The following is a 26,681-nucleotide window of genomic DNA, read 5'->3' on the forward strand; positions in this document are numbered from 1 at the left end:
CGGCGACGGCCGCGATGGCGGCATCGGCGGCGGGGGCGATGCGGCTGCCGGTGAGCTGAACTCGGGGCGTGGTGGCGGCGGGGCATCCTCGGTGGCGCGGGGTGCTGACCGGCTGATCGTGGCCGGGGGCGGGGGCGGCGCGGGCAGCGACGCCATCGCCGACGGCGGCGCGGCGGGGGCCGACGGAGCGCGCGGTGGTGGCCGCTCCGCCGGAGAGGGAGGGCAGGCCGCGGTCGGCACGACTCCCGGCGCGGGGGGAAGTGGCGACACCGTCTCGCAAGAGGGCGAACCAGGCTCGGTGAACGGCCCTGGCGGCAACAGCGTCGAAAGCCCGAGCACCGCCGGTGGCGGGGGCGGCGGCCTCGCCGGCGGGGGCGCAGGCGGCGGTGGTGTCGCTGGCGGGGGCGGCGGCGGAGGCGGGGGTGGCTCGTCCACCGGATCCCCCACCGTGACCGCGCTTCCGGCGACCGTGATCATCACCTATGCCGATCCTGATCCGGGCTGCGGCGGGCTGTTCTGCTTCGACTTTGGCTCCCTGGGCAGCTGAGGGTGGCTCCAGCGCGCCGGGATCCGCCACCGCGGCTCCCCTAGCCATAGCTATAGCTCTAGACTAATATAAGTGTAGGCCTATAGAAGGAGTTGATGAGCATGATCCCCGACCCAGTAGCTACAGCAGGGCTCGTCGCGCGCGAGGTGCGCAGCGGCTCCCGCGGCGACACCCCCACCCGTACCGTCATCGCGCGGCGCACCTACTCGACCGATCAAGCCGACCTATGGGACGCTCTCACCAATGCCGAGCGCCTCCCCCGATGGTTCCTGCCGATCAGCGGCGAGCTCGCCATCGGTGGCCAGTACCAGCTCAAGGGCAACGCGGGCGGCACCATCGAGCAGTGCGAGCCCCCGGATTCACTATCCGTCACCTGGGAGATGGGCCCGCAGGTCTCGTGGCTGCGCGTGCGGCTCTCCCCCGCCGGCAAGGGGACCGAGCTCGAGCTCGAGCACGAGGCTCCGGTCGATCCCGAGTTCTGGGCGCAGTACGGTCCAGGCGCCACCGGAGCCGGGTGGGACCTCGCCCTGATGGGGCTGGGCCTGCATCTCGCTAGCGGGGAGGCCATCGATCCTGACGTGGAGAACGCCTTCTCGACCTCCCCCGAGGGCGTCGAGTTCGTGCGGGCGTGCGCCAGCGCCTGGGCCCGCGCGGCGATCGCTGACGGCGATGACCCCGACAGCGCGCACGCTGCCGCCGAGCGCACGCTCGCGTTCTACACGACCGTGCCCGAGGACGAGACGTAGGACTGATGGCAGGCACAGCTCCGGAGGGGGTGTTCGAGGCTCTCGGGGAACCCGTGCGCCGGATCATCCTTGCCGTCCTCGCGGGCGGCGAGCGATCCGCCGGGGACCTCGTGGCCGCGGTGCGCGAGCACGCGCCGATCTCCCAGCCCGCGGTATCCCAGCACCTGCGGGTGCTTCGGGATGCAGCCCTGGTCCAGGCGCGGGCGCAGGGAACTCGACGCATCTACGCCCTCGATCCCGCGGGCATCGCCGTGGCCCGAGACTGGCTCGCCACGATCGCCGAGCCACTATCGCAGTTCGACCAATCGCTCGATGCGCTCGCCACCGAGGTCGCCCGCGGCAAGAGGGAACGCGGGCGCACCGTGGCGGCGCGCGGCGAGAACTATCCTGGGCACCAGTCGGAGTCCGCCTAGGAAGCGACGCTCAAGGAGGCCTGCATGGCACGACGCAATCCGCGGATCGGCAAGTTCCGGCGCGAGCGCTGGATCGGCCGGCACCTCGCCAACCCGGCAGTGCGCGCTCTCGACAGGATCGGAGTGCGGTCCTCGGTGATGGCTGAGCTCGAGACCATCGGCCGCAAGTCGGGAAGGCCTCGGGTGGTGCCGGTGGGCGTCGCGGTGGATGGGATGGGCGCCTGGCTGATCTCCCAGCACGGCTACAGCTCCGGGTGGGCGCACAACATCGAGGCCAACCCGAACGTGCGGCTACGCATCAGCGGGCGGTGGCGCCCGGGCGTCGCCGAGTTCCGCCCCGACGACGATGTGGTGGCACGCAGCCGCGGGTTCAGCACCAACCCCCTGTTCGCGCGGCTCGTCGCGCTGACTTTCCGGGCGCTGGAATCCGATCCGATCACGGTGCGGGTGGATTTCACCGAGTAGCGCCCCCTGGCGGGGCCACCTCCGGGACACGCTCTGGACTTTTTAGCGAGCAACTGATTACTATCTATCTGTCACGGTGAATGGTGTCACAGGACTAGATGGGAGAAAAATCGGTGCTTGCACAACACCCCGTCCGCGCAGCATCCGCGAGCGCCGCGTGCTGAAACACCCAGTCGCTCCAGGCGCCCGGCGGCAGGACTTCCCGGGAGGGACGGTGCGCGCCCGGCTGCTCGGCCTCGTGCTACGCAGTACCGTCAAGCCACTGCTGGGAATCTGGGCACGGTATCCCCTGGCTCCCTGGCCCTACGCCGCCATCGACCACGTGGGCAAGCTCCTCACCGTCGCCCCGGGCAGCTCGACCACACCCGTGCGACTACCCAACTGCGATGCGCGCCTGGTATCCCCGCCCGAGCCGCGCGATCAGCACACCGTCCTCTACCTCCACGGCGGGGGCTTCTATGTGGGCCACCAGCACCTGCACCGCCAGATGGTGGCCAGGTTCGCCACCCGGCTCGGCTCCGCTGTCCTCGCGGTCAACTACCGCATGCTCCCCCACCATGCCGTCGGTGACTCGATCGCTGACTGCGTCGACGGCTACCGCCACCTGGTCCGATCAGGCATCGCGCCGAGCGAGATCGTCATCATGGGCGATTCCGCTGGCGGCTATCTCGCGCTCATGACCACCATCGAGGCAATCGAGCAGGGAATGCCGGCTCCCGCTGCCGTCGTGGCGATGTCGCCCCTTGCCGACTGGAGCCCCGCGGGCAAGCTGGGAGCGCCGACATCCACCACCTGCGATGTGTTCCCCGCGCGCGCCGTGCCGGTGCTCACCGCCCAGGCGGAGGCCGCCCGGCAGCGATCACGCACCCGGGCCGGGCGCGCGCCGCTGCGCTCCCCGGTGGACTGCGATCTCGCTCGGCTTCCGCCCGTGCTCATCCAGGCGAGCTCGAGGGAAATGGTCTATCCCGACGCGGTGCACCTCGCGGAGCGGCTCGCCGATCACGGCGTGGAATGCACCCTCCAGGTCTGGCGCGACCAGGTGCACGTGTTCCAGGCGGCGGCAGGGATCGTGCCCGAGTCCGCCCGCGCCGTCGCCCAGATCGCCGCGTTCGTTGACGGCATCGCCAGCGCGCGGTCCAGGCAGCGCCTGCTGCGGGCCTGATCGCCACCAGCCCGCCATCCCACCCATGCCACTGGCACCACCGAGGAGCCGCACCACTATGCGCTTGATCAGCCCGCTCGATTACCTGTTCCTCGCTCTCGAGGCGCGGGAGCATCCCATGCACGTCGGTGGGCTCGAGCTGTTCCGCCCGCCCGATGGCGACGGGCATGGTTTCGCGCGGCAACTGCACGTCTCCCTCGTGCGCGCTCCAGAGATCGCCACGACATTCACGCGGCACCCCGGGGCCGCTGGAGCCTCCCCGCGCATGCTCACCTGGGCCGTGGACACCGAGATCGATCTGGACTACCACGTGCGGCTCGGTGCGCTGCCCCGGCCGGGTCGCATCCGGGAGCTCCTCGAGATGACCTCGATGTGGCACAGCACGCTGCTCGACCGGCACCGTCCCCTGTGGGAGATGCATATCGTCGAGGGCCTCGAGGACGGCCGGGTGGCTGTCTACACGAAGATCCACCATGCTCTCGTCGACGGGGTGTCGGCACTGCGGCTGCTCCAGGATTCCTTGTCGAGCGACCCGGATGAGCGGCAGCTGCCCGCGCCGTTCGCCCCCCGGCCGCCCACCGGCCACGCCAACTACTCAGCCCCGTCGATGCCACTGCTGCGGAGCGCGCTCGGCCTTGGCGGCGACGTCGCCGGGATGCTTCCTGCTACCGCGCGCCTCGGATGGCGCGTCGCCCGCAAGCGAGGCATGCCCCTTCCCATGACGGCGCCACGAACAATCTTCAACGTGCCGATTGGTGGCGCGCGCCGGTTCGCCGCGCAGTCCTGGAGCATCGACCGGATCCGATCCGTGCGGGAGGCCCTCGGCTGCACCATCAATGACGTCGTGCTCGGGATGTGCGGGGGCGCTCTTCGCCGCTACCTCATCGAGCAGGATGCGCTGCCCGATGCTCCGCTGATCGCCCTCGTGCCCGTCTCCCTGCATTCGCTGACCGGGACGCGATCGGGGAACGCGGTCACCGCGGTGCTCGCCAGCCTTGGCACCGACCACGCCGACCCGCTCGACCGGATGGCGGCGATCACGCTGTCGATCGGCAAGGCGAAGGAGATGATGGCGGGCCTCACACCAACCCAGGCGATCGCCGTCGCGGCTTCCTTCCTGAGCCCGTTCGTGGCCTCGAGCGTGTCGGGGTTTTCCCAGCATGCCTGGCCCACGTTCAACGTCGTGATCTCGAACGTGCCGGGGCCGCGCGCGCCCCTCTATCTCAATGGCGCGCGGCTCGAGGGCATCTACCCCGCCTCGATCGTCATGGACGGGCTCGCGCTGAATATCACCCTGACCAGCAACGCGGACACGCTCGACTTCGGCCTCACCGGCTGTCGTCGTTCCGTGCCCCACCTCCAGCGGCTCCTCGCGCACCTCGATGCCTCCCTCGAGGAGCTCGAGCACGCCTCGGGCTGCGTGATCGCGGAGCGAGGGTGACACGGCGCACGAGCGGGTCAGCGCATTCCGTGATCGCGCGCGATCCGGAGCAGCAGCTCGGCGAGCTCATCACCGACGAACTGGTCGTCATCAGCGATGGCGAGGCGAGCCTCCATGCTGAACGCGGCGATCGCCAGATTGCGCAGTCCCCTGCGCTCGCGCGCCGGGAGGTCAGCAAGCCCCGGAACATCGTTGGTCACCGCATCGGTGGCGGCACGCAGCTTGCTGATGGCCGGCTTGAGGCGGTCGCGCAGGTGCTGGTCGGTCCGTGCGTGCACGTTGATCTCGTCCCAGAAGGTCCCGTAGGGCGCCCGATAGATCGCGCGCGTGCTCTCGAGGATCAGCTGGATCGAAGGCTGCTCGATCTCCGCCGCATCCTGGGGAAGCAGGTCGCGGAAGACCGCGATCTGGCGGGTCCCCACCTCATCGGCCGCGGCAGCGATCAGGTCGATGCGCGAGGGGAAGTGCCGGAAGACCGCCCCCGTCGAGACGCCCGCGCGATCAGCTATCCGCTGGATGGTCGCGGCACTGTAGCCCACCTCATCGATCGCGGTGATCGTGGCCTCGATGATCGCCGCCATCGTCGCCTGGCGACGCTGCGCCTGCGAGCGCCGCACGGGAGACGACCGGGCACTTTCGTTCGAGGAATCCGCCACGGTGCCCAAGTGTAGAACGACCGCTCGGCCCCACCTCAATCCCAAGGAGAGATGATGACCAAACCCCAGCTCGTCGCCCCGGCCCAGCGGCCTGCGCGCACTGCGTGGCCGCGCTGGGGCCAACGCGTGCCCCGGGCAATGATCGCCCTGGCGATGGCTCTAGCGATGCTCCCGCTCGTGATGGTCAGCGGTGCATCGGCGGAGCCGCCTCCGCCCGCCGATTCCTTCTACGACCCACCGGCCGAGCTTGGATCCCTGAGCCCCGGGGCGATAGTCCGCAGCAGGCCGGTCGACGCCAACGCGCTCCAGCTGGTCCCCATCAACGTGGACGCCTGGCAACTGCTCTACCGCACTACCGACGCCTCGGGCGCGCCGGAAGCGGCAGTCACGACCATCATGGTGCCCCGCGGCGCTACCGGTCCGCGTCCGCTGCTGTCCTACCAGGCGGCCACGGACTCGACCCTGCGCATCTGCAACCCATCCTATTCGCTGGTCGCAGGCTCTCCGATCGATCCTCTCAGTCCGGCAGGCCCGTTCACCTTTGCCCTGCCCTCCGCCGAGGTCGCGCTCGCCGCGGCGGGGCTAGCCGAGGGGTGGGCGGTGGCGCTACCGGATCATGGGTCGATCGACGATCGGTTCCTCACGCCGCGCCAGCCCGGGTACGCCGTGCTCGATGGCATCCGCGCCGCGACGAGCTTCGCGCCCGCCGGTCTCGACGGAATCCGGACTCCCACCGCGTTGTGGGGGTATTCCGGCGGTGCGATCGCGTCGAGCTGGGCGATCGAGGAACACCCGGCCTACGCGCCCGAGCTGAACATCAAGGGGGCCGCGTTCGGGGCGCCCGAGCGGGACCTCGAGGAATCGCTGCGATCCGCGAACCGCGCGCTGCTCGCCGGTCTCATCCCCATCGCGCTCGCCTCGATCGCCAAGGACTCGCCGGAGTTCGCCGCCGAGATCGACCAGTACCTCACGCCTGGGGGCAAGGCCATTGTCGCGAAGGCGCGCAACCATTGCGTCGGGCAGAACGTGCTCGAGAACATCTGGTTCGACTACGAGCAGCACCTCAATGCACCGATCGAGGAGCTCCTCGCGAACCCGGTGATCCGGCGCGAGATCGACGCGCGAGGGATCACCGGCCGAGCGCCCACGGTTCCGACCTACATCCACAACGGGGTCAGCGAGGAGGTCGCGCCCATCGTGGGCACGGACAAGCTCGTCCGCAGCTACTGCGATGGCGGCGGGCAAGTGACCTACCGGCGCGAGGAGTTCCCGAGCAATCCACCTAAGGAGTTCATCACCACGCACGGGATCATCGCCATCAGCGGCAGCCCGGGCGCGTTCACCTGGATCAAGCAACGGCTGTCGGGCAATCCACCGTTGGCGGCGGGGTGCGACATCCAGACCGTTCCCAGCACGCTCATCGAGCCGGGTGTCCCAGAGGTCATCGCTCCGTCGTTCATCGAGAACCTGCTGTCGCTGGTCAACGGCGAGCCGATCGGCGCCCACCGCTAGATGGCAAGCTCCCGCGCCCCGGAGGTGGTCGGCCTGTTGGCGGCGTTGCTCGCGCGGACGCGACGCGCACGATCTAGAATCGCGCCATGAACTGGACGCAGGCCACGACCTCCGATGGGCAGACCTTCGTCTTCGATGACCGCGGCTCCGGACCGCTGGTCATCCTGTGGCATGGGTACCCCGACACCCCCTATGGCTGGGCGCCGACGGCCGAGTTCCTCGCTCAGCAGGGCTATCGCACGATCACTCCGTGGCTGCGCGGGTATCACCCGGAGACGGTGCTGCACGGTCGGGGGTACCGGCCGACGACGCTCGCGCTGGAGACCGCGCGGTTGCTCGACGCGCTCGGCGAGGACGACGCGATTGTCGTCGGGCACGATTTCGGCGCACTGCTCACCTATGGTGCTGCGGCGTACACGCCGGAAAGGGTGCGCGCGATCGTGACGGTAGCTATTCCCCATCTCAGCCTGGTCCGGCCCTCGCTCGGGCTGCTCTGGGCCGCCCGGCATTTCGCGGAGCTGCGCCTGCCCTGGGCCCGCTGGTGGGTACAGCGCAAGGACTTCAAGTACATCAGCGACGAGTACAGGCGCTGGGCACCGGGATGGCGGGGCGACTCCCGGGATCGCACGCTCGCCGACACCAAGAACTGCTTCTCCGAGCCGGGCAACCTCGATGAGGCGATCGCCTATTACCGCCAGTTCAACGGGCGGTTCGGCCGCGCGGGGCACAAGATCGACAAGCGTGGGCTGGTCGTGGGCCACACGGACGATATCGTTCCGGCGAACGCCATCGAAGCGACTCCGACACGATTGGCGGAGGGCTCGTCGGCGCTCATCATCGAGGGGGCTGGCCATTGGCCGCACCGGGAGGACGAGCCCCGGTTCCAGGCCGCCCTGCTGGAGTTCCTGAAGTCGGTGGACTGAAAGCAAGCTCGCGAAGGCAGGCGCACCAGGGCGAGCACCGTAGTGTTCGGGACATGGCCTCCGGAACAACGATGCACAGCTTCACCGTCCAGCTCGCCGACGTCGATCGAGGCGTGTATCAGCAGCTCGAGCTCCGGCTCGCGCGGCATCCCTCAGAGACTGTCGCGTTCATGGTGACACGGCTGCTGGCGTACTGCCTGGAGTACCGGGAGGGCATCGTCTTCAGCGACGGTGGCGTGTCCTCCGCTGACGAGCCCGCGGTGCTGGTCCGCGACCTGACGGGGCGGCTGGTCCACTGGGTCGAGGTGGGCGCGCCCGATGCAGAGCGGGTCCACCGCGGCAGCAAGCGTGCCGGTTCTGCTGCCATCTACACCCATCACGATCCGGCGCGGGTGCTGGCTCAATTGACGGGCAAGCGCATCCACCAGGCCGAGGAGGTCCCTGTCCACAGCTTCGACCGGGCATTCATCGACGCGGCCGCGTCGCTGATCGAGCGTCGCAACGTCCTGGCGTTGTCGATCACCGAGCAGCAGGTGTTCCTCGAGCTCAATGGCAGCGTGCTGGAGTCCCCGGTGATCGAGCACCGGCTCGCCTGACGGGGGCTGCGCCCGGGCCACCGTTGACACGATGTAACAGTCTCTGTAGTTTTGTTTCATGGCGGGTCCGCGGTACGACGACACGGAGGAAGCGATCCTCGATGCGGCCCGCGCTCGGATCATGCAGGTCGGCATCCGGCGCAGCAGCATGGATGACATCGCCCGGCGGGCTGGCATAAACCGCGTCACCATCTACCGGAAGTTCGCGAAGAAGGACAGCCTTGTCGAGGCCGTGCTGGCGCGGGAGATCCAGCACCTGCTCGGCGAGCTCGCCGCAATCGTCGCCACCAACCAGACAGTCGAGCAGCGGATCGAGGACGCCGTCCTCCTCGTTCTCCGGCAGACCCACGAGCATCCGGTGGTGGTCAACCTCCTCGCCGTGGCACCGGAGGAGGTCCTCGAGTTCGTGACCGTGCGCGGCGAGCAAGGCGTCGCCCTGGGCATCGAGTACGTCGTTGCCGTGCTCGAGACCGCGCAATCGCTGAGCCTGATCGACACCTACGACCCACGCCCCATCGCCGAGCTCGTCGCGCGCCTGGCCCATTCGGTACTGCTCACGCCCCGGGGCGGCTTGCGCTTCGACGACGAGCAGCAAGCCCGCCACTTCGTGCGATCAGCCATCGTTCCGCTGGTCAAGCATGGAATCCACGCGAAGGAAAGCACCAATGAACATCCCCGCCCGTCACCCGGATAAGCCCCGCGCGGTTCCCGGCCTCGCGCCCGTCGCGCTACTGCTGGGCCTCGGCAAGCCATCGCCGCACGAGTGGGATGAGCTCGGCACCGCGTTGCTGCGCGGCGATCCCATGATGGACGAGCTCGTCGAGTGGATGGTGAGCGAGGGCAAGGGCTCGCGGCCACTGTTCGAGCAAGCGCTGCGCTCCGGCGTCGATTCGATCCCCGGCGCGCCCGCGCCGCTCCGCGAGTTCTTCGCCCACTACGAGGCCGACCCGCCCTGGCTGGACCGGGACAAGATCCGGCTGGGCGAGAAGGTGCTCCAGCGCGGCGGCCTCGATGGCTTCTACCTGGCCAGGGATGTCTCGCTGATGGGCGGCTACCTCGCGTCGGGATTCAACCAGACCCTGCTGCGCACCTGGGCGCTGGAGAAAGGATCCGCGCAGCGCTTCGCCGAGACCGCCCAGTGGGCGCTCGATGTCACCTCCCCCGGAGGCATGGACCTCCGCGGGCCCGGCTACCAGTCGACGCTGCACGTGCGTCTGATCCACAGCTATGTCCGCCGACATGTCGCCGCCATGCCTGACTGGCGCACCGAGGACTGGGGCATCCCGATCAATCAGACCGACATGGCCGCTACCCTCGTGGGCGCGCTCATCGCGCCGAGCCTCGGCGCGGCCGCCCTCGGCATCCTCGCCACACCGCGCGAGCTCGACGCCGCCATCCACGTCACGCGGTATGTGGGCTGGCTGATGGGCGTCGAGGACCAGTGGCTGCCACGCTCCTTCCGCGACGGGGTGCGCGTGCTCTATCCCACCCTGATGGCCATCACGAATCCCGACGACACCTCGATGCGCCTGGCCCGGCCCATGGCCCGCGAGCCGCTCGGCTGGCACTATTCCAGCCTCGGATCGATTCGCGGCCGCATCGCCTGGGCGCAGCACCTCTCCCTCGCGACAGCGTTCCTCGGCCCCGAAGCCATGCGGCAGCTCGGCCTGTTCGGCTACATGCCACCCTGGTATCCCGCGCTGCGGCTACCGATCAACCTCGCTCGCCACCTATCCGCGCGAATCGTTCCCGGCGCCCGCGACAAGCTTTCCCGGGATGGCCGCAGCGACCAGATCGCTTTCCTGCGCACCCTCACCGGACGCGACGGCGCGTCGATCGGGGCGTCCGCGCACGTATCGCACGCTGCGTGACAACCGGGCAGGCGCACTGACCGACGGTGAGAACCGAGGTGTTCCGACAATCGGAAACAGGGCCGAGAATGTCGGTAATCCATAACCGTCCTGCGCAGGATTGATGCATGCTGATGTGATGGACATCACTGCACTTGATCGGGCTGCGCGTCGCGGCGCCGGGATCGGTATTCCGCTCGCTGCATTGCTCGGCGCCGGTGTCGTGGGCGCCGCAGCGCAAGTCACCGGCGACGTGACCTTCAGTACCTCACCAGGCACTCTCGAGGTCCAGTTCGTCACTATCGATCCCTCGGACACTGCCTGCGTTGCCAAGCTGCGGGACGGTGTTGACTCCTTCATCGTCCTTCAGCAAGAGACCGCAGTGCTCGACGCGGAAGGCAACGGCACGGTCGCGTTCACGGGGCTGGACCCGGGCGTCTACTGGGCCGACGGGACCTGCGGCAATGACGTCTTCGAGCTGCAGCAGCTCGAGGTCCCGGCCAATGGCGGCACCGGATCTCTTGATCTGCTGCTGGAGCTGTTCGACGGGATCTTTGGGAGCTCGTGAGAGCCCGCGCGGCCGCTGATCGCCCGACTCGGGGTGGGCTAGCAGGGCACGAGGCTTGCCGATGATGGTCTAGCGTTGCTGATCGCGAAACCGGTACAGCGCCCGGATGTCCCGGGCAATCGCCTTGCGCTGCTTGCTCCGCTTTCTGGACTTGCGTGAACCCCCCCGGCTTGCGGCCCATTCGCTCTCGCGCAGGAGCTTGCGGTAGCGATCGAGCCTGCGGGCATCGAGCTCGCCAGCAGCGATGGCCGCCAGTACCGCGCACCCCGGTTCGCTGCGGTGGGTGCAGTCGCGGAACGAGCAGGAGGATGCCCGCTCCTCGATGTCGGAGAACACCTGCTCGACGCCGTCAGTGGCATCCTGAATGCCGATGCCGCGCAGGCCGGGGGTGTCGATGAGCGCCCCGCCACCCGGCAGCGGCACGAGCTCACGATGCACGGTCGTGTGGCGCCCTTTCCCGTCGGCGCGGCGAACCTCATTGGTGCCCATGTGATCGTGCCCAAGCAGCGCATTGGCCAAGGTGGACTTCCCAGCACCGGAGGGACCGAGCAACACGGCGGTGCCTGTGATGCATTCGGCGAGGAGGTCGATGCCCTCGCCTGTTGCGGCGCTGGTGGTCACGATGTCCGCCCCTGCGGCGACAGCCTCCACGATGGCCAGTTCCATCGTGGGGTCGTCAGCGAGATCTACCTTGGTGAGCGCGACCACGGGCCTGGCGCCACTGCTCCAGGCCAGGGCGAGCAGCCGCTCGATGCGACCACTCCTGATGGGCATGGCGAGCGAGACCACGATGACGACCGTGTCGATGTTCACGGCCAGGACCTGCTGGCGGGACGTGCGATCCGCGGTGGCCCGGGTGATCGCGCTGCGGCGTGGCAGCAAAGCCACGAGCTCGGGCTCGGGGCCGGGTCGCAGGGCCGCCCAGTCCCCCGTGCACACCATGTGCTCGGGATCGTCGCTGGCCACGGCCTTGCTTGAGGCGCGGACGGGGCCTGCTTCGGTGATGGTATCGCAGCGGCCGCGATCAACCCGTGACACGCGGGCGGGCACCAGGCCAGCGGCGGCGTGCTCAGCGAACTGCGCGGCACGCGCATCGTCCCAGCCGAGTGCCGACAGGCGTGAGGACGGGGTCGGGAAGTCGGGTGATGGTTGCACGATGAGACCCTTGGTGAGAGGGACCCCGTTGCTCAGCCGGAATTGACCTGGCTCCAGCGGTAGCGATGAAACCAGGGCGAGGCCGCGAGCGGCCCACGGGCGTCGGTCAGATCGGGGCCCGGGAGGACTGGCTGTTCCGGGCGCTGCGCGCGGCAGCGATCCTCACCGCAATCATGAATCGGCCTTCCCTTCCAGCGAACTCTCCACGACAACCCGAAGCTATCACTCGACGGGAAGCCCGTCCACGCATTTTCAAGCTCAAGCGTCCTGTATCCGGAGGACTTCTATCGCTTTCGGGGCAGGGGGCTATCGGTGCCGCGCGATCGGGTTGGCCAGGGTTCCGGCGAACATGAGCGAGCTCGCCTGATCGGCGATGTTCACCATCTCGAGGGTATTGCGCAGTTGCAGACGGTTGAGGCAGCTGTGGCGGAACTCGTCGCGGAAGAAGCCCCAGCGCTCGGCGACCGCAGCGAGCTCGGGATGGTCCGCGGCGTGCCCGGCCACTGCTTCGGCGACCAGGCTCCAGAACGCGGTTTCCGCCATGACGCCGTCGGCGTCGAGGAGCGCTGAGAGGTAGCGCAGGAACCCGTCGAAGATGTCGGTGTGCAGCGCGAGCGACTTGTAGTCCTCGGGCACGTCGGCCCGGATGCGCTCCACCTCGGGGGGCAGCGGAAGATCCCCGATCACGGCAGTTTCCTCGCCGATATCCTTCAGGAACACGCGAGCAGGCACATGATCCTGGAGAACCAGCACGATGTTCTCCCCGTGCGGCATGCAGACGAGCTCATAGGCGAGCATGCAGTGGATCAGCGGCCGGACGTAGGCACGGAGGTAGCGGCGGACCCATTCGGTGGCATCCCCGCCGGACGCGTTGATCATCGCCGTTACCAGCGCGTTTCCATCGGCGTCACGGTGGATGAGCGAGGCCATGGTGGCGAGCCTCTCGCCGGGGGCGATCCTGGGAACGGGGCTTTCCCGCCATAGCGCCGCGATCATTTTCTGGAACGGTGAACGGTCGGGCAACTGGTGGTAGGCGTCGCCGGTGTAGCCGATCGCGGCGAGCTCCCGCAGCACGGAGAACCCGCAGGAGCGCAGTTCGTCATCGGAAGCGACAAGGTCGGCGACCCAGTCGTTGATGGCCGGTGTTGCTTTCATGTACCTCGGGGACAGCCCCCGCATGAAGCCCATGTTCTGGATCGACAGGGCCGTCTTCACGTAGTGGCGCTCGGGCTGGCTCAGGTTGAAGAAGGTGCGGATCGACTGCTGCGCCTGGTAGCTGTCCGGCCCCTCGCCCAGGTAGACGATGCCGCGGCGGGCGATGTCGGGGGCGAAGGTCACGGCCACCTTGTTGCGCCATTGCCAAGGGTGAACGGGCAGGTACAGGTAGTCCGCCGCGTCGAGGGCCAGGTCGGCGAGCACACCGGCAAAGCGCAGGAGGGTCTCCTCCCCCAGCTCCCCGGCGTAGAGCTCGTGCTCCTCGACGCCCGTGCCCAGCGACAGGTGTGCATCGCTGCGGCGCACCGCGATCCAGACCAGATGAACGGCGCTTCCTGCTTCGGGCGCGTAGGCGACATAGTCGTCGGCACCGAACCCGATGCGGCCGTTGTTGGCGACGAACGCCGGGTGCCCCTCGGTCATCGCGGCCTCGATCTCCTGGTAGCCGGCAGTGAGCAGCTGCTCGACCGGGCGGTCGCCGCGGGCGTGCTTCCAGCACGACGACGCGAGGGTGCTCGCGATCTCCTCGAGGTAGGTCGGCAGCAGCGCGGGCGGGATGCCGAGTTGCTCGGCGAACTCGGCGATGAAGGCTTGCGCGTCGATCGCCTGCGCCGCGCCGCCCGCTGCGCGCTCGATCGATAGTGGATCGAGGACCCAGTGCTCGAGCTGGAAGCGCCTGGCCGCGAACGTGTAGACCGATCGCGGGCCCGCCAGCCGGAAGCTGCCCGGGGCCACCTCCTCCGGCGCGAGCAGGCGCTCGTGGGAGAACTCGGCGATGGCCTTCGCGACGAGGGCGCGGTGGGCCCGGTCGACGTTCTGCGGGTTCAGGTGCGCGATGGCATGGTGGGCGCCTGTGGCGAGTGTCGTGGTCATCGGTGTGCTCCCAGGGGTGAGTCGGCGAACGCGTCGCGGGTGCAGAATGACAGCGCGGAGGTCTTGGTCGGCATCTCGATCTGGCGGACGATGGTGAAGCCGGCTTCCTTGTTAAGCCTGGCGATGCGGAGATTTCGGATGTCCGGCTCGACCACGACGCGAGCGACCGCGGGGTCGGCGAAGCAATGCTGCATCACCGCGCGGAACACCTCGCGCGTGAATCCCGGCCGGGGGTGTGCTGGTGGTGCGACGAGCACATGCATGCCGAGATCGCCGTCCTCGATCTCGGGCACACCGACGAGCTCGCGATAGCGCGGGTTGTAGGTCTCGACGATGAACTCGGGACGGCCATCGACGAAGCCAAGCCGTGCGTGGTGATGTGGATCGTCGTTGATCCGCTGGAACTGTGCTTCCACATCCTCGACGGTGGCGTCCTGCATCTCCCAGTACACCGACCTTGGGTGGGTGAGCCATTGGTGCAGCAGCGGCGCGTCGCGCTGCGGATCGATCGGCGCGATAGCCAGGTTCGCCCGGGCGGTCATCGCGCTCCTCTCGCGGTGCGGAAGCGATCAGGAACGCCGAACTCCTGGAACGCGATCCGCTTCTCGATGGGGTACGCCTCGCGGCCGAGCATCGCGGCGAGGATCACCGAGTTGCGGTAGGCGGCCATGCCCAGGTCCGGGGCGACGAACCCGTGGGTGTGCTCCTCGGCGTTCTGCACGAAGATCTCGCGGCCGTGCGTGTCGACGGCGTAGGTGGGCGAGGCAATCACGCGATCGCGGTCGTCCCAGCGGATCCGGTCGGCGATGCCGGTAAGGAAGCTCGGCGCCTGCGCGCGGTATCCGGTAGCGAGCACGAGCGCTTCGGTGCGCATCGTGAATTCCTCGTCCTGCTCCATGTGGTGCAGCTCGAGCACGATCTCATCGCCACTGCGCCGCGCTCCGGTGAGCGTGGTGGCGGTGAGCAGCGTGGTGTCCGTGCCGCCATTGGCCTCGCGCGTGTAGAGCGCGTCGAAGATCTCGTTGATGGTGTCGCTGCTGATGCCCTTGTACAGCGGCTTCTGCTCGCGCAGGAGGCGCTCCCGGGTCTCGGGGCCGAGTCCCTGGAAGTAGGTGGTGTACTCGGGCGAGGTCATCTCCAGGGTGAGCTTGGTGTACTCCATCGGGAAGAACCGCGGCGACCGGGTCACCCAGTTCAGGGCGTACCCGTGGTCGTCGATCCCTGCTAGCAGATCGGCGTAGACCTCGGCGGCGCTCTGGCCGCTGCCGACGAGGGTGATGGACGAGGCTTGCTGGAGCTCTCGCTTGCGCGCCAGGTAGTCGGCGGTGTGCGTGACCAGGCCGCCGAGCTCGCGGGCGAACTCTGGCAGGTACGGGGTGGTGCCCACGCCAAGGACAAGGCGGCGCGCCCGGAACTGCGCACCGGTGGCGGTCCGCACCGTGTAGCCCTCCCCATCGTGCTCGATAGCCACCACGTGCTGGCCGAAGCGCACCGATGACAGCCGCTGGGCCGCCCACCGGCAGTACTGGTTGTACTCGCTGCGCAGGACGAAGAAGCTCTCCCTGATATAGAACGAGTACAGGCGGCCGGTGTCCTTGAGGAAGCTCAGGAACGAGTAGGGCGAGGCCGGGTCGGCCATCGTCACGAGGTCGGCGAGGAACGGCACTTGCAGGGTGGCATCGGTGAGCATCATCCCCGAATGCCAGTCGAAGTCATCGCGGGCCTCGAGGAACAACCCGTCGATCTCGTCGATCGGCTCGGCGAGGCAGGCGAGCCCGAGGTTGAATGGTCCGAGCCCGATGCCGATGAAGTCGTAGGTCCTCATGCCAGCGGCCCCCTCGGAGCCGCGCCTACGAGCGCGCCATCGAGCTCGGCGCCGACCTCACGGATCTGCTCGATGATCCCGGCGATATCTGCCAGCGTCGCCTTGGGGTTGAGCAGGGTGAGCTTGAGGAACTGTCGGCCATCGACCTTGGTCGCCGCCACTACCGCGGTGCCCCGGCTGAACAGGGTGGACCTGATGGTGCGGTTGAGCTGGTCCTCCTCCTGGTTGCCATGACGACCGGTGTAGCGGAAGACGAGCGTGCTCAGGCGCGGCGGCGCCGCGAACTCGATGTCCTCGAAGGCGCGCGCTTGGTCGTAGACCTCGTGGGCGAGATCGATGACAGCGTCGAAGTAGTCGCCGATGGCATCCGCGCCCATGACGCGGAGGGTGAGCCAGAGCTTGATCGCATCAAAGCGGCGGGTGGTCTGCAGGCTCTTGTCGACCTGGTTCGGCATGGCCGCCCCACGGGGGTTGAGGTAGTCCGCGTGCCACGTCGCATGCCCGAGCATCCGGCCCTCGCGCACGATGAGCGCGCTCGAGGAGACGGGCTGGAACCAGGTCTTGTGGAAGTCGATCGTCACCGAGTCGGCCTGCTCGATCCCGGCGAGCAGGGGGCGTCGTCGGCGCGAGGCGAGCAATCCCCCGCCGTACGCGGCGTCGACGTGCAACCAGGCGTCGTGACTGCGTGACAGGGCCGCGAGGGCCTCGATCGGGTCGATGGCCCCGAAATCGGTGGTGCCCGCCGTGGCGACCACGGCCATGGGAACCTCGCCGCGGTCCGCGCACTGCTCGAGGGCGCGTCGCAGCTCACGGGCGTCCATGCGGCGGGCTTCGTCCACTGGCACTTCCACGACTGCAGCAGGTGGCAGGCCGAGCAGCCGCGCGGCGGTGCGCAGGCTGAAGTGGCTGTCCTCGGACACGAGGATGCGTAGCTGCCCTAGCGTGGCGCCCCGCGCGGTCGCCTCGGCGCGGGCTAGCAGCATGGCCTGCAAGTTTGATTGCGTTCCCCCGCTGGTGAAGATGCCGTCCGCGCCTGTGCTGAACCCGATTCGCTGCGCGGTCCAGTCGATGAGGTGGCGCTCCATGAACGTGCCGCCCACCGACTGGTCGAAGGTGTCCACGGAGGTGTTGACCGCGGCCATCAGCAGCTCCCCCATCAACGCCGGGATCACGACCGGGCAGTTCAAGTGCGCGGCGTAGGTCGGCTCGTGAAACCACACCGCATCGTTGAGCCATAGCTTGCATGCTTCGTCGAGGGCCGCTCCACTGTCGCCGAGCGGCTCGTCGAGGTCGATCTCGCGGACGGGCCTTTCGGCGAGATCCGGCGCTAGGCCAGTCACCGGCCCGCGCACTGAATCGAGTTGCACGAGCAGGCGATCGAGGCTCGTGCGGATGGCCGAGGCATAGGCATCGCTGTTGTCGGGATGGAACAGGTGATGCAGCGGCGGATTGGTGGGCGGGAGACCGGTCATCAAGCATCCTCTCGCGGTGGGGTTAGCTTAGGCTAAGCACATGCAGCGAGGGTGAACGTACTTCGATCTTGATCGCAGATGTGGCGTACGCATGCTACGAGCGGTGTGAGAAAGATCCCATGCGTGTCCTTGAGCACACTGTGCCGCGATGGCACGCGTGGGCAAAAGCACGCGAAAACGCCAAACGCGATAGAAGCAACCCCGGTTTCCCGGCGGCTTCTATCGCGTTTGCGGCACGTGCCCGAGGCGGCGGGCTCGGCAGCGCCCGCTACTCGCTGCTGGGCTTCGGGCGCTTCCCGCGCGGCGCGTACTCGTTGACGTATTCCTGGCCCGTGAGCGCCTGGATGCGATCCATGATGTGATCGGTGAGCGCCCGCTCGGCCGCGCTATCCCCGCTGCTGCCGAACGCGGCGGGCTCGATGGGCGCCCCAAAAGTCACGGTGACCTTCTGGCGGTTCCAGGTGTTTTTTCCCGGCGGGCAGACCTTGTCGGTGCCGATGACGCCGACAGGGATGATGGGGACGCCCGTCTCCAGCGCGATACGAGCCACGCCGGTCTTGCCCCGGTAGAGCCGTCCGTCGGGCGAGCGGGTCCCCTCCGGGTATAGCCCGACGAGGCGGCCTTCCTTGAGGAGGCGCTTGGCGGTGTTGAGGGCGTTCTCGGCGGAGCTCGCGCCCGTGCGATCGATGGGCACCTGACCGGTCTGGGAGAAGAAGAACCGCTGGAACTTCCCCGATAGGCCAGGCGTGGTGAAGTACTCGTTCTTCGCGAGGTAGGAGATGCGGCGGGGCGAGGCGAGCGGGGCGAACAACCAGTCGGCGATGGACATGTGGTTGCCCGCGATGATGGCCGGGCCATCCTTGGGGATGTTCTCGAGCCCGCGGAAATCGGGGTGATTGCACACCTTCAAGAACGGCCCGACGATCCCGAACTTGAGTATCCAGTACAGCGTCTGGTTGCTGCTGAAGTCCGGGTGGTGCGTGACCGCTTCACTATCGGCCATGTTCGTCCCTGTCTCCTTCAAGGCCCAGTGGCCCGAGCCGGTAGCTGGGCATCAAGCGGGCATTGGCGTGTCGATTTCGTCGTATTGACTCTCGCCTAGTTAGTCCGGCGATACAAGTCTAGAACGTGGCGGGCGCGCGGGGGCCGGGTGCGGTCATACCGGTGTGCCCTTCATCACGTGCCAGGTCGTTCGCACGCATTCCTATGCTCTACTGCATACGACATATTGGCTGAGCATTCCCGCATCAATGACGATGCGCACCAAGGAGCACTGATGGCCCACTCGACCAGTCCCCCCTTCCGGCGGCTCGGCGCGCTCGCCGCCCGCCATGCCCGCTGGATCATCGCCGCATGGATCTTCGCGCTCATCGGGCTCAACGTCGCCGTGCCGCAGCTCGAGCGGGTGATCGCCGACAACTCCGCCGCGTTCATCCCCCACGACAACGAGGCCAACCAGGCCTTGATGGAGATGTCCCGCGACTTCGGCAACCCCGAGTCCTCCGCCGTCGGGTTCTTCGTCCTCGCCAGCGAGGATGGCATCGACGAGCCGGACCGCGCCTACTACGAGCAGCTCGCCCAGGGCCTCGTCGCCATGCCCGAGCACGTCGCCTACATCCTCGATCTGCAAACCACCCCCGAGGCCCGCGAGCTCACCACCAGCGAGGACGGCAAGGCCGTCACGCTGATGACGGTGCTCAACGGCGGCAACGGCACCACCGAGGCCACCCAGGCCACCGACGCCGTGCGCGAGCTCGCCGACACCCTGCCCCGGCCCGACGGGCTCGACGTCGAGTTCAGCGGACCGGTCGCCACCACCTCCGACCAGCTGCGCGCGGTCGATCACGGGATGCTGCTGATCACCGGCGTCAGCATCGTCCTCATCAGCCTCGCGCTGCTCTTCGCCTACCGGCGCATCGCCACCGTCGTGATCGCGCTCGCCCTGCTCGGCGTGGGCCTCGGCACGGGCCGGCCCGTCGTCGGCCTGCTCGGCCAGGCCGGCATCCTCGAGATGTCGATGTTCACCGCCGCATTGATGACCGCGCTGGTCATCGGCGCGGCAACCGACTACGCGGTGTTCATCATCGGCCGCTACCACGAGGCGCGGAGGCAGGGCCTCGACGTGCAGGACGCCGCGGCCGACGCCATCGGTGGCATCGCCGTGGTGATCATCGCCTCCGGACTGACCATCGCCGCGGCCTGCATGGCGATGCTGTTCACGCAGGTAGGCATCTTCCGCACCGCCGGTCCCCCCATCGCCGTCGGCATCCTCGTGTCCCTCGCCGCTGCGCTCACCCTCGGCCCGGCCTTGCTCGCCGTCCTCGGGCGCGGCGGGCGTGCTGATCCGCTCCCCGCCAGGCCCGGCAAGCGGTCCCCCGAGCGGCGCTGGCGGCGGGCCGGGGCGCGCGTGGTCCGCCGTCCCTTGCCCGCGTTCGCGCTGTCGGTGCTCGTGCTTGTGCCCTTCGCGCTCGTCGCGCTGACCCACGAGCCCAACTTCGATGAATTCAGCGCCCAGCCCGCCGACTCCCGCAGCAACCTCGGCTATGAGCTCGCCTCGAAGCACTTTCCGCGCAACGAGCTGGTGCCGGAGTATGTGATCGTCCGCGCGGACCATGACCTGCGCAACACCGCGGACCTCGCGGCGCTCGAGCACATGGCCCGCAGCGTCTCCGAGGTCGAGGGCGTGGGCATGGTGCGCTCGATCGCCCGGCCCGACGGAGCGACACTGCCCGAGGCCTCGCTCGGCTATCAGGCCGGGCTGATCGCGGATGGGCTCGGCACGGCCAGCGACCAGATCACCAGGGAGCGGCCCGAGCTCGACAGGCTCGTTGCCGGGGCGGCCGAGCTCGAGCGCGGGACCAGCGAGGCGCGCGAGCGCATGCCCGAGCTCGTTGGTGGCACCGATCAGTTGATCGGGGTCGCTCGCGAGATCCTCGGCACTGTCTCGGCCATGGAGCGCGCCGTGCAGGATGCCTCCGGCGGGACGATGGACCTCAACGATGCGCTCGCGGAGATGCGCGTGCTCGCCGACGGCATCGAGAACGCCGCCACGGTGATCGCGGCGAGCTCCACCGCCATCCGGGACTCGACCGGGGTGCTCGCCGCCGTGTTCGGGCCCGGCCTGCGCGACGGCGGGTGCGGTGCCGACGCGCACTGCGCCGTCGTCCGCCAGGCGCTCGTGATGATCGACACCGCGACCGGTGGCGACTCCGCCCAGGCCCTGCGCGATGTCATCAACGCTGGACGTGATGCGGACGCCGCTGCCGAGCGAATGCGAGCGATGTCGGCCAGCATGCGCCAGATCGCTGATCGCGTGCAGGGTTCCCTCGCTGTCCTCGCTGGGGACGGGAGCGCCGTGCGTGGACAGCTCGATGCGCTTTCCACCGGGGTGCGCGAGCTCGAAGCGGGCGTGGACCAGATCGCTGGTGGCGCCAGCCAGATCGCCAAGGGAACCGGACAGTTGCCCGGAACCCTGGATGAGCTCACCGCGGGGCTCGGATCGGCCACCGGCTATCTCCAGCAGATACGGGCCAGCGCCTCCACCGGCACTGCTTCCGGGTTCTACCTGCCCGCGTTCGCGTTCGACGACCCGCGCCTGGTCACCGCGAGCACGTTCTTCGTCTCCCCCGATGGCCAGACCGCGCGGATGATCGTGCTCAGCGAGGGCGAGGCGCTTGGCCACGAGGCGTTCGAGCGGATCGCGGGCATCAAGTCCGCCGCCCGCGCTGCCGCCGAGGGGACCGTGCTCGCGGACGCGGAGGTCTCGACGACAGGATTCGGATCCATCTACAGCGACCTCGAGGACGAGATCAACCGCGACTTCACGCTCGTCGCGATCATCGCGCTCGCGGCCGTCACGCTGATCCTGGTGGTGATGCTGCGCAGCATCGTCGCGCCGCTGGTGATCATGGTGTGGGCGATCGTCTCCTTCATCGCCACCATCGGCATCGGCGTGCTTGCCTGGCAGCACATCCTGGGCATCTCGCTGCACTGGTCGGTGATCCCGATCGCGTTCGTGATCCTCGTGGGCGTGGGCGCGGACTACAGCATGCTGGTGATCAGCCGCATCCGGCAGGAATCAGCCCGGTCCGCTGATGCCGATGGGCCGAGCGGCGGGCTTCGCCTCGGGGTGATCCGCGCGCTCGGCGCCACCGGCAGCGTCATCACCACCGCGGGCGTGGTGTTCGCGGTGACGATGTTCGCGCTGATGGCAGGCGGCATCTACTTGCTCGCGCAGCTCGGCTTCGTGGTGGGCATCGGGATGATCCTCGACATCCTCCTCGTGCGCACGGTCCTCGTGCCATCGACCCTGCTGTTGCTAGGTCGCGCTTCGTGGTGGCCGGCGAAGTCCTAGCCTCATCTCGCTCGAGCCCTGCCGGACCACGGAAGCCCCTGGTCCGGCAGGGCCTGTGTCATGCCGGAGCCAGAGCCGTCGCGGTGTAGACCGTGTTGGTGGACGTGCCGCCCTGCAGCGGATTCGGAAACTCCACAACGTGCGCCTGCGTCGTCGCGAACACGGCGGCGAGCAGGGCGAGGAACTCGGCATCGGGGGGATCGTTGGACCACAGCGCGAAGACGCCGCCGGGGCGCAGATGGGTGGCGAGGTGCTCGAGCCCGGGACGCTCGTAGAAGGCGGCATGGCGCGGGTGCAGCACGTGCCGCGGGGAGTGATCGACATCGAGCAGGATCGCATCGAACCGGCGGCCAGGCTGCTCCACGTCCAGGGAGTCCCCCGCGGCGAGGGCGAAGAAGTCCCCGTGGACGAGGCGGCAGCGTGGATCCGTGCCCAGGCGCTCCCCCGCCGGGATCAGGCCATCCTGGTGCCAGGCGATGACCTCGGGGATCGCGTCGATGACGACCAGCGATGCCACGCGCGGGTCATCGAGCGCGGTGATGGCGGTGTAGCCGAGACCGAGGCCGCCCACGGCCACGTCGAGGGCGCGCTCGTCCGCGGCGAGCAGGGCTAGCCCGAGCCGGGCGAGCTCCTCCTCTGCCTCGGTGAACATGCTGGACATGAGGTACTCGTCGCCGAGCTTGACCTCGAGCACGTTGCGCTCGGCACGGGGATCCCACCGGCGGCGCAGGCTGATCTCTCCGAGCGGGGTGTCCTGCCAGGCCAGTTCCTCGAATCTCATTCGCCGCACCTTACTGGGCAGCACCGTGCATTGTGGCGCCGGCGCGTGCGGGGCATGGCGAGCGGTGGCAGACTCGGACCATGGTGGCATTGCTGGGCAAGGTTGGATTGTGGACGGGGTCGCTCGACGGTCGCGGCCCGGCCGAGGCGAGCGAGCTGGTCGCTGAGCTCGACGAGCAGGGCTGGGGATCGCTGTGGTTCGGGGAGGCCTACGGCCGGGAAGCGTTCACCGCCGCGCAGCTCTACCTCTCGGCGTCGCGGCGCATGGTCATCGGGACTGGCATCGCCAACATCTATGGCCGCGATGCGCTCGCCGCGGCGGCCGCGGGGCGCACGCTCGAGGCGCTGCATCCGGGCCGGTTCGTCCTGGGGCTGGGCATCTCGCATGCGCCACTGGTGGAGCGGATGCGCGGGCACGTGTACCGCAAGCCCATCGCGGCGATGCGGGACTATCTCGATGCGATGGATTCGGCCCCGGCACTGGTCGCGGGAGAACAGGTGGCCCCGCCCCGGGTGCTCGCGGCGCTGGGCCCGCGGATGCTGGAGGTGGCGCGCGACCGGGCCGATGGCGCGCACCCCTACCTGGTGACGCCCGAGCACACCGAGGGCGCGCGGGAGATCCTCGGCCCGGATCCCTTGCTCGTCGTGGAGCAGGCAGCGGTGATCGATCCGGTCGCGGCGGGCAATCGCGAGGCGTGGGCGGAGCGCGCGCATGGCCACCTCGCGATCTACACCGGCTTGCCGAACTATCGGACGTCGTTCGTGCGCCAGGGATTCACCGACGATGATCTCATCCGCGGTGGCAGCACCCGCCTCGCCGAGCAGATGGTGGCCCGCGGCGTCGAGCACACGCGCGAGCTCGTCGCGGCGCACCTCGATGCGGGCGCGACGAGCGTGGTCGTGCAGGTGCTGGGACCGAGCATCGCCGAGCCTCCGCGCGCGGACTGGGCGCAGCTGGCCGAAGCGCTGCTCTAGGCCTCCTGCTTGCCAGTCGCGGTGCCGCCGGGCTCGCGGATCACGGTGTAGCGGGCGCAGGCGAACTCCCCGTTGCGCGCGACTTCCTCGAGGCGCAGTTCAAGGTGGCGAGGCATCAACGGCTTGCCCGCCCCTATCGTGACGGGCGCGAGGTAGACGATGATCTCATCGAGCAGGCCGGCGTCGGCGAACTGCCCGGCGATATCTCCGCCGCCGACGATCCAGATGTTCCGGTCGCCGCTCGCATCCTGCAATCGCGCGTGGACCTCAGCAGCGTTGCCCTGCGCGACGGTGATCGGGGCTCCGGGGATGGCGGGCAGGTCCCGATGAGTGAGCACCCAGCACGGGATGGTATACGGCCACTGCCACTCCGAGGGATCCTTGCCCGCGAACTCGTGGTCGATAACCCACTGGTAGGTCGTCGCCCCCATGACCATCGCCCCTACCCCGGCGAAGAAGTCATCGTAGTTCAGCGGTCCGCGCGGATCCTGGTCCCGGGTGAGCAGCCAGTCCAACGAATCGTCGGCAGTGGCGAGGAACCCGTCAAGGGTCATCGCGGTGTAGTAGATGGTGCGCGCCATGAGTGATACTCACCGGGTCGGATTGCAACGACACTGCACACCGTAGCGAGACGGTCTGACAACGCGGTCGTGGCCGCGGCTCACCCGGCGCGCAGGCTCGCCGCGATGTCCTCGAGGTGGGTGGTGAACTCCACCGCATGGGTGAGCGGCAGGTAGTGCCCTGCCCCGGCAATGATGCGCAGCTCGGCGGAATGCCCGTTCTCGCGGCTCGCTCGGAGGAACCGGCGCTCGTGGATGCGGAAGTGGTCGTGGCGGCCGTTGATGTACCAGGTGGGCCCGGGGAAGGAACGTGCCGCAGCGATCGGGTCGAAGGCGACGACGTCGCGCACGACGGCGGGGATCACCTCGGTGGCGATGCCGTTGTCGATGATCGCGCGGGCCGCGGGGGGCGGCGCGGTGAGGCGCATGGCGATCTGGCTGGCGGTATCGCCTTGCCGTGGAAGCCGGTTGAGGGCGTGGTAGCCGCCGAGGAAAGGCGCGGCGAAGATCTTGTTGGGGATCGCCGTGGAGCCGGTGACGACCAGCCCTGCGAGTCGCTCGGGGTGCCGGGCGGCCGCGGCGAGCGCGAGGTATCCCCCGAGCGAATGGCCGACGAGGAGAGCGGGCTCGCCGTGGGCGTCGATGCTGCTCGTGATGACGTCGATCGCGCCGTCGAGGGTGAAGGGCTCCCCCCGGCGGCTTCCATGACCAGGCAGGTCGATGGCGGCGACGCGGTGCCCGTGCTCGAGGAGCTGCGCTGTCTCGGCGGTCCATTCGGCGTGGCTGAGGCGGATGCCGTGGACGAGGACGATCGGGGGCAGGGTGCTCACGCCCGATAGTGTTTCATGGCTGGCCGCTGCGCGTCGCCGGGGAGACGCTCGCCACACCACGTGTATGCCCTATGCCATAGAGCTATACCATGGAGCGTGACAATGACCCCGCGCCCCCAAGGAGCAACAATGCAGATCACGCCACGGACCCTCAAGTGGGGCATGCGAGCCTGGCCACCCTTCCTCGGCGCGGGAATCAAGGTCGAATCGATCGCCGACGATTGGTCCCGCGCGGTCGTCTCGATGAGGGTCACCCCGCTGACGCGCAATGCCGTGGGCACCGCGTTCGGCGGATCGCTCTCGTCGATGACCGATCCCTTCTTCATGCTGCTGCTCCTGCCGCAGCTCGGAGAGGACCACTACGTGTGGGACACCCGCGGCGAGATCGACTACCGCAAGCCTGGGACCGGGCGACTGACCGCGACGATGGATATGCCCCCCGAGGTCGTCGAATCGATCCGCGAGCGGGCCGCGGGCGGCGAGCGCGTGCTCACCTGGTTCTCCTGCGGTATCCGCGATGAGGCGGGCGATGTCGTCGCGACCGTGCGTCGCGAGGTCTACACCAGGCTCAAGGCCCGCAGCAAGGCAGCGGTGGCGGCCTAGTCACGCATTGCCCGGTCAGGGGTCGAGGCGGACCACATGGATGCGCGACGGCTCGACGCCCTCCCCCGGGGCGGCGCCGCCGGTGGCGAGGACGACCGTCCGCGACCCATCGGATAGCACCGGGCCAAGGCTCATGGCCTCGATGGCACCCGGCTCGGCCCCTGTGGCGCCGAGATCGAGCAGCAGCTCTGAACTCATGGGTGCTTCGTTGCCGACGAGGGCGTGCCGTGCGGTGATGTCGGTCGCATCGCCGACGCGGGCCCGGTAGAGGCGCGCGGTCGGCCTCCCGTCGGCGCCTACCCCACGCTCAAGGACCAGGTAATCAGTGCCCGAGAGCGCGAGGAGCCCTGTCGCGAGAGCGCCGTCGCCCATCGAGAGCTCGTAGGCGTACTCGCGCATGACGAGGCCGCTATAGCGATCGATCTGCGCGAGGCGTGCGCGCGGGCCACCGGAAAGCGCGCCGTCCTGGCGAAGGGGCGCGCCACTGATCACAGTGACGAGGCCCCCGTGGACCGCCGCGCCCAGCGTCGCGGGAGCGGCTGCGATGCCTGATTGCCCGGTCGCTCCCGGCATCCACGAGCGCGGTAGCGAATAGTCACGGATGTGCGACCCGGTCATGTCGAATCCGCTCAGGCGCGGCGCCACCCCCTGGCGGCCCGGCGTGCTGCCCGCGATCAGCACCTCTCCGTCGGCGAGGCGGATCGCGCTCGGGGCGAAGCCACTGCCGGGCGCCATGGACCCGCTCGCATTGCTCAGTGGCGATTCCGCCAGTACCTCGACGCGATCGCTGGTGATTCGCCCATCCGCGCCGAGGGGGATGCGGATCGTGCGGAAGCGGCCAGGCGCCGGCCCTGCGCCGACGCCAGTGACCGCGAGGTAGACGCCGGGGATGGGGGTGGCGTCGAGCCCGGTGAAGCCACCCGCCGCGGTCGCGAGCTGGCCGGGGGCGAATGTCGGGGAGAAGGTATCAAGGTAGGTCGCGCTCTCGGCTGTTGCCTGGGTGGCCGCGGGTACGGCTGCGATCGTCACGGTGACGAGAGCGGTAGCGATGCCCAGCCTCAGCCTCATGGGGCAGCACGGTACTCCCGCAACGTTACGTTCTTGTACACGACACGGCACGGCCTGGACCAGACGTGGCTTGCATCTGCGCGGGGCACCTC

25 protein-coding genes and 1 pseudogene are annotated in these 26,681 nt (G+C 68.8%); 15 read left to right on the forward strand and 11 right to left on the reverse strand.

The features are described from left to right. The 6 genes and pseudogenes from HT102_RS00005 to HT102_RS00030 form a co-directional block, all read left to right on the forward strand. Positions 1-547 (forward strand): annotated as a pseudogene (locus HT102_RS00005) (hypothetical protein); the annotation flags it as partial. A gap of 95 nt (positions 548-642) precedes the next feature. Then, positions 643-1,293, forward strand: a complete 651-nt coding sequence (locus HT102_RS00010) for an SRPBCC family protein (protein ID WP_192037372.1) — start codon at positions 643-645, stop codon at positions 1,291-1,293. A 5-nt stretch (positions 1,294-1,298) separates the two neighbouring features. Continuing rightward, positions 1,299-1,706, forward strand: coding sequence for an ArsR/SmtB family transcription factor (locus tag HT102_RS00015; protein ID WP_192037373.1), 408 nt, complete (start codon positions 1,299-1,301; stop codon positions 1,704-1,706). Positions 1,707-1,730: 24 nt separating this feature from the next. Beyond that, on the forward strand, positions 1,731-2,171 hold the full coding sequence (locus HT102_RS00020) for a nitroreductase/quinone reductase family protein (protein ID WP_192037374.1): 441 nt from the start codon (positions 1,731-1,733) through the stop codon (positions 2,169-2,171). 157 nt (positions 2,172-2,328) lie between these two features. After that, positions 2,329-3,333: an alpha/beta hydrolase gene (locus tag HT102_RS00025; RefSeq protein ID WP_192037375.1), complete on the forward strand. Its 1,005-nt coding sequence runs from the start codon at positions 2,329-2,331 to the stop codon at positions 3,331-3,333. 58 nt (positions 3,334-3,391) lie between these two features. Continuing rightward, positions 3,392-4,774, forward strand: a complete 1,383-nt coding sequence (locus HT102_RS00030) for a WS/DGAT/MGAT family O-acyltransferase (protein WP_192037376.1) — start codon at positions 3,392-3,394, stop codon at positions 4,772-4,774. A gap of 17 nt (positions 4,775-4,791) precedes the next feature. On the opposite strand, the gene HT102_RS00035 is transcribed toward HT102_RS00030, so the two are convergent. Next, the gene (locus HT102_RS00035; RefSeq protein WP_192037377.1) at positions 4,792-5,430 is read right to left on the reverse strand and encodes a TetR/AcrR family transcriptional regulator; all 639 of its coding nucleotides are present in this window, start codon (positions 5,428-5,430) and stop codon (positions 4,792-4,794) included. 54 nt (positions 5,431-5,484) lie between these two features. Here HT102_RS00035 and HT102_RS00040 point away from each other — a divergent pair, with 54 nt between their 5' ends. The 6 genes from HT102_RS00040 to HT102_RS00065 all read left to right on the forward strand — a co-directional run bounded on the left by HT102_RS00040 (position 5,485) and on the right by HT102_RS00065 (position 10,879). Then, positions 5,485-6,942, forward strand: coding sequence for a lipase family protein (locus HT102_RS00040; protein ID WP_333473211.1), 1,458 nt, complete (start codon positions 5,485-5,487; stop codon positions 6,940-6,942). An 86-nt stretch (positions 6,943-7,028) separates the two neighbouring features. Further along, positions 7,029-7,865: an alpha/beta fold hydrolase gene (locus HT102_RS00045; protein WP_192037378.1), complete on the forward strand. Its 837-nt coding sequence runs from the start codon at positions 7,029-7,031 to the stop codon at positions 7,863-7,865. A 53-nt stretch (positions 7,866-7,918) separates the two neighbouring features. After that, on the forward strand, positions 7,919-8,461 hold the full coding sequence (locus HT102_RS00050; RefSeq protein WP_192037379.1) for a YaeQ family protein: 543 nt from the start codon (positions 7,919-7,921) through the stop codon (positions 8,459-8,461). 58 nt (positions 8,462-8,519) lie between these two features. Then, a complete protein-coding gene (locus tag HT102_RS00055; RefSeq protein WP_192037380.1) occupies positions 8,520-9,155 on the forward strand; it encodes a TetR/AcrR family transcriptional regulator in 636 nt (211 codons plus the stop codon). Next, positions 9,127-10,332: an oxygenase MpaB family protein gene (locus HT102_RS00060; protein ID WP_192037381.1), complete on the forward strand. Its 1,206-nt coding sequence runs from the start codon at positions 9,127-9,129 to the stop codon at positions 10,330-10,332. The genes HT102_RS00055 and HT102_RS00060 overlap by 29 nt, the downstream gene beginning before the upstream one ends. A gap of 118 nt (positions 10,333-10,450) precedes the next feature. After that, positions 10,451-10,879, forward strand: a complete 429-nt coding sequence (locus HT102_RS00065) for a hypothetical protein (protein ID WP_192037382.1) — start codon at positions 10,451-10,453, stop codon at positions 10,877-10,879. A gap of 69 nt (positions 10,880-10,948) precedes the next feature. Here the strand turns inward: HT102_RS00065 and rsgA are convergent, their stop codons facing one another. The 6 genes from rsgA to HT102_RS00095 all read right to left on the reverse strand — a co-directional run bounded on the left by rsgA (position 10,949) and on the right by HT102_RS00095 (position 18,422). Next, positions 10,949-12,034 carry a ribosome small subunit-dependent GTPase A gene (gene rsgA / locus HT102_RS00070; protein WP_192037383.1) on the reverse strand — a complete coding sequence of 362 codons (1,086 nt, stop codon included), beginning with the start codon at positions 12,032-12,034 and terminating at the stop codon, positions 10,949-10,951. A gap of 306 nt (positions 12,035-12,340) precedes the next feature. Beyond that, a complete protein-coding gene (locus HT102_RS00075; RefSeq protein ID WP_192037384.1) occupies positions 12,341-14,122 on the reverse strand; it encodes an IucA/IucC family protein in 1,782 nt (593 codons plus the stop codon). Next, on the reverse strand, positions 14,119-14,664 hold the full coding sequence (locus tag HT102_RS00080; RefSeq protein ID WP_192037385.1) for a GNAT family N-acetyltransferase: 546 nt from the start codon (positions 14,662-14,664) through the stop codon (positions 14,119-14,121). The genes HT102_RS00075 and HT102_RS00080 overlap by 4 nt, the downstream gene beginning before the upstream one ends. Further along, the gene (locus HT102_RS00085) at positions 14,661-15,947 is read right to left on the reverse strand and encodes a lysine N(6)-hydroxylase/L-ornithine N(5)-oxygenase family protein (RefSeq protein WP_192037386.1); all 1,287 of its coding nucleotides are present in this window, start codon (positions 15,945-15,947) and stop codon (positions 14,661-14,663) included. The genes HT102_RS00080 and HT102_RS00085 overlap by 4 nt, the downstream gene beginning before the upstream one ends. Then, entirely contained in the window at positions 15,944-17,419 is a 1,476-nt protein-coding gene (locus tag HT102_RS00090; protein ID WP_192037387.1) for a pyridoxal phosphate-dependent decarboxylase family protein, read from the reverse strand. Before HT102_RS00090 ends, HT102_RS00085 begins: the two co-directional genes overlap by 4 nt. Before the next feature lie 268 nt (positions 17,420-17,687). Further along, a complete protein-coding gene (locus tag HT102_RS00095; RefSeq protein WP_192037388.1) occupies positions 17,688-18,422 on the reverse strand; it encodes a lysophospholipid acyltransferase family protein in 735 nt (244 codons plus the stop codon). Between the two features lie 273 nt (positions 18,423-18,695). Here HT102_RS00095 and HT102_RS00100 point away from each other — a divergent pair, with 273 nt between their 5' ends. Then, positions 18,696-21,773, forward strand: coding sequence for an MMPL/RND family transporter (locus HT102_RS00100; protein ID WP_192037389.1), 3,078 nt, complete (start codon positions 18,696-18,698; stop codon positions 21,771-21,773). A 58-nt stretch (positions 21,774-21,831) separates the two neighbouring features. On the opposite strand, the gene HT102_RS00105 is transcribed toward HT102_RS00100, so the two are convergent. Further along, entirely contained in the window at positions 21,832-22,554 is a 723-nt protein-coding gene (locus tag HT102_RS00105) for a polyamine aminopropyltransferase (protein WP_192037390.1), read from the reverse strand. Between the two features lie 80 nt (positions 22,555-22,634). Between HT102_RS00105 and HT102_RS00110 the strand changes: the two genes are divergently transcribed. Continuing rightward, complete coding sequence (locus tag HT102_RS00110) at positions 22,635-23,528, forward strand: TIGR03620 family F420-dependent LLM class oxidoreductase (RefSeq protein WP_192037391.1); 894 nt, start codon at positions 22,635-22,637, stop codon at positions 23,526-23,528. Here HT102_RS00110 and HT102_RS00115 read toward each other — a convergent pair. Then, a complete protein-coding gene (locus HT102_RS00115) occupies positions 23,525-24,109 on the reverse strand; it encodes a dihydrofolate reductase family protein (protein WP_192037392.1) in 585 nt (194 codons plus the stop codon). The two genes, HT102_RS00110 and HT102_RS00115, sit on opposite strands and share 4 nt — an antisense overlap. 80 nt (positions 24,110-24,189) lie before the next feature. Continuing rightward, positions 24,190-24,918 carry an alpha/beta fold hydrolase gene (locus HT102_RS00120; RefSeq protein WP_192037393.1) on the reverse strand — a complete coding sequence of 243 codons (729 nt, stop codon included), beginning with the start codon at positions 24,916-24,918 and terminating at the stop codon, positions 24,190-24,192. 129 nt (positions 24,919-25,047) lie between these two features. Between HT102_RS00120 and HT102_RS00125 the strand changes: the two genes are divergently transcribed. After that, positions 25,048-25,521, forward strand: coding sequence for a DUF4442 domain-containing protein (locus HT102_RS00125; RefSeq protein ID WP_192037394.1), 474 nt, complete (start codon positions 25,048-25,050; stop codon positions 25,519-25,521). Between the two features lie 15 nt (positions 25,522-25,536). Here the strand turns inward: HT102_RS00125 and HT102_RS00130 are convergent, their stop codons facing one another. Continuing rightward, entirely contained in the window at positions 25,537-26,589 is a 1,053-nt protein-coding gene (locus HT102_RS00130; RefSeq protein WP_192037395.1) for an esterase-like activity of phytase family protein, read from the reverse strand. Positions 26,590-26,681: the final 92 nt, after the last annotated feature.

This window comes from Lolliginicoccus lacisalsi (genome assembly GCF_014841105.1).
Taxonomy (GTDB): domain Bacteria; phylum Actinomycetota; class Actinomycetes; order Mycobacteriales; family Mycobacteriaceae; genus Lolliginicoccus; species Lolliginicoccus lacisalsi.

Bases quoted from the DNA above. Each gene is read 5' to 3' on its own strand.
- HT102_RS00010 (WP_192037372.1), top strand. From the start codon at position 643: ATGAGCATGATCCCCGACCCAGTAGCTACAGCAGGGCTCGTCGCGCGC.
- HT102_RS00015 (WP_192037373.1), top strand. From the start codon at position 1,299: ATGGCAGGCACAGCTCCGGAGGGGGTGTTCGAGGCTCTCGGGGAACCC.
- HT102_RS00020 (WP_192037374.1), top strand. From the start codon at position 1,731: ATGGCACGACGCAATCCGCGGATCGGCAAGTTCCGGCGCGAGCGCTGG.
- HT102_RS00030 (WP_192037376.1), top strand. From the start codon at position 3,392: ATGCGCTTGATCAGCCCGCTCGATTACCTGTTCCTCGCTCTCGAGGCG.
- HT102_RS00040 (WP_333473211.1), top strand. From the start codon at position 5,485: ATGACCAAACCCCAGCTCGTCGCCCCGGCCCAGCGGCCTGCGCGCACT.
- HT102_RS00045 (WP_192037378.1), top strand. From the start codon at position 7,029: ATGAACTGGACGCAGGCCACGACCTCCGATGGGCAGACCTTCGTCTTC.
- HT102_RS00050 (WP_192037379.1), top strand. From the start codon at position 7,919: ATGGCCTCCGGAACAACGATGCACAGCTTCACCGTCCAGCTCGCCGAC.
- HT102_RS00055 (WP_192037380.1), top strand. From the start codon at position 8,520: ATGGCGGGTCCGCGGTACGACGACACGGAGGAAGCGATCCTCGATGCG.
- HT102_RS00060 (WP_192037381.1), top strand. From the start codon at position 9,127: ATGAACATCCCCGCCCGTCACCCGGATAAGCCCCGCGCGGTTCCCGGC.
- HT102_RS00065 (WP_192037382.1), top strand. From the start codon at position 10,451: ATGGACATCACTGCACTTGATCGGGCTGCGCGTCGCGGCGCCGGGATC.
- HT102_RS00075 (WP_192037384.1), bottom strand. From the start codon at position 14,122: ATGACCACGACACTCGCCACAGGCGCCCACCATGCCATCGCGCACCTG.
- HT102_RS00080 (WP_192037385.1), bottom strand. From the start codon at position 14,664: ATGACCGCCCGGGCGAACCTGGCTATCGCGCCGATCGATCCGCAGCGC.
- HT102_RS00085 (WP_192037386.1), bottom strand. From the start codon at position 15,947: ATGAGGACCTACGACTTCATCGGCATCGGGCTCGGACCATTCAACCTC.
- HT102_RS00090 (WP_192037387.1), bottom strand. From the start codon at position 17,419: ATGACCGGTCTCCCGCCCACCAATCCGCCGCTGCATCACCTGTTCCAT.
- HT102_RS00095 (WP_192037388.1), bottom strand. From the start codon at position 18,422: ATGGCCGATAGTGAAGCGGTCACGCACCACCCGGACTTCAGCAGCAAC.
- HT102_RS00100 (WP_192037389.1), top strand. From the start codon at position 18,696: ATGGCCCACTCGACCAGTCCCCCCTTCCGGCGGCTCGGCGCGCTCGCC.
- HT102_RS00105 (WP_192037390.1), bottom strand. From the start codon at position 22,554: ATGAGATTCGAGGAACTGGCCTGGCAGGACACCCCGCTCGGAGAGATC.
- HT102_RS00110 (WP_192037391.1), top strand. From the start codon at position 22,635: ATGGTGGCATTGCTGGGCAAGGTTGGATTGTGGACGGGGTCGCTCGAC.
- HT102_RS00115 (WP_192037392.1), bottom strand. From the start codon at position 24,109: ATGGCGCGCACCATCTACTACACCGCGATGACCCTTGACGGGTTCCTC.
- HT102_RS00125 (WP_192037394.1), top strand. From the start codon at position 25,048: ATGCAGATCACGCCACGGACCCTCAAGTGGGGCATGCGAGCCTGGCCA.
- HT102_RS00130 (WP_192037395.1), bottom strand. From the start codon at position 26,589: ATGAGGCTGAGGCTGGGCATCGCTACCGCTCTCGTCACCGTGACGATC.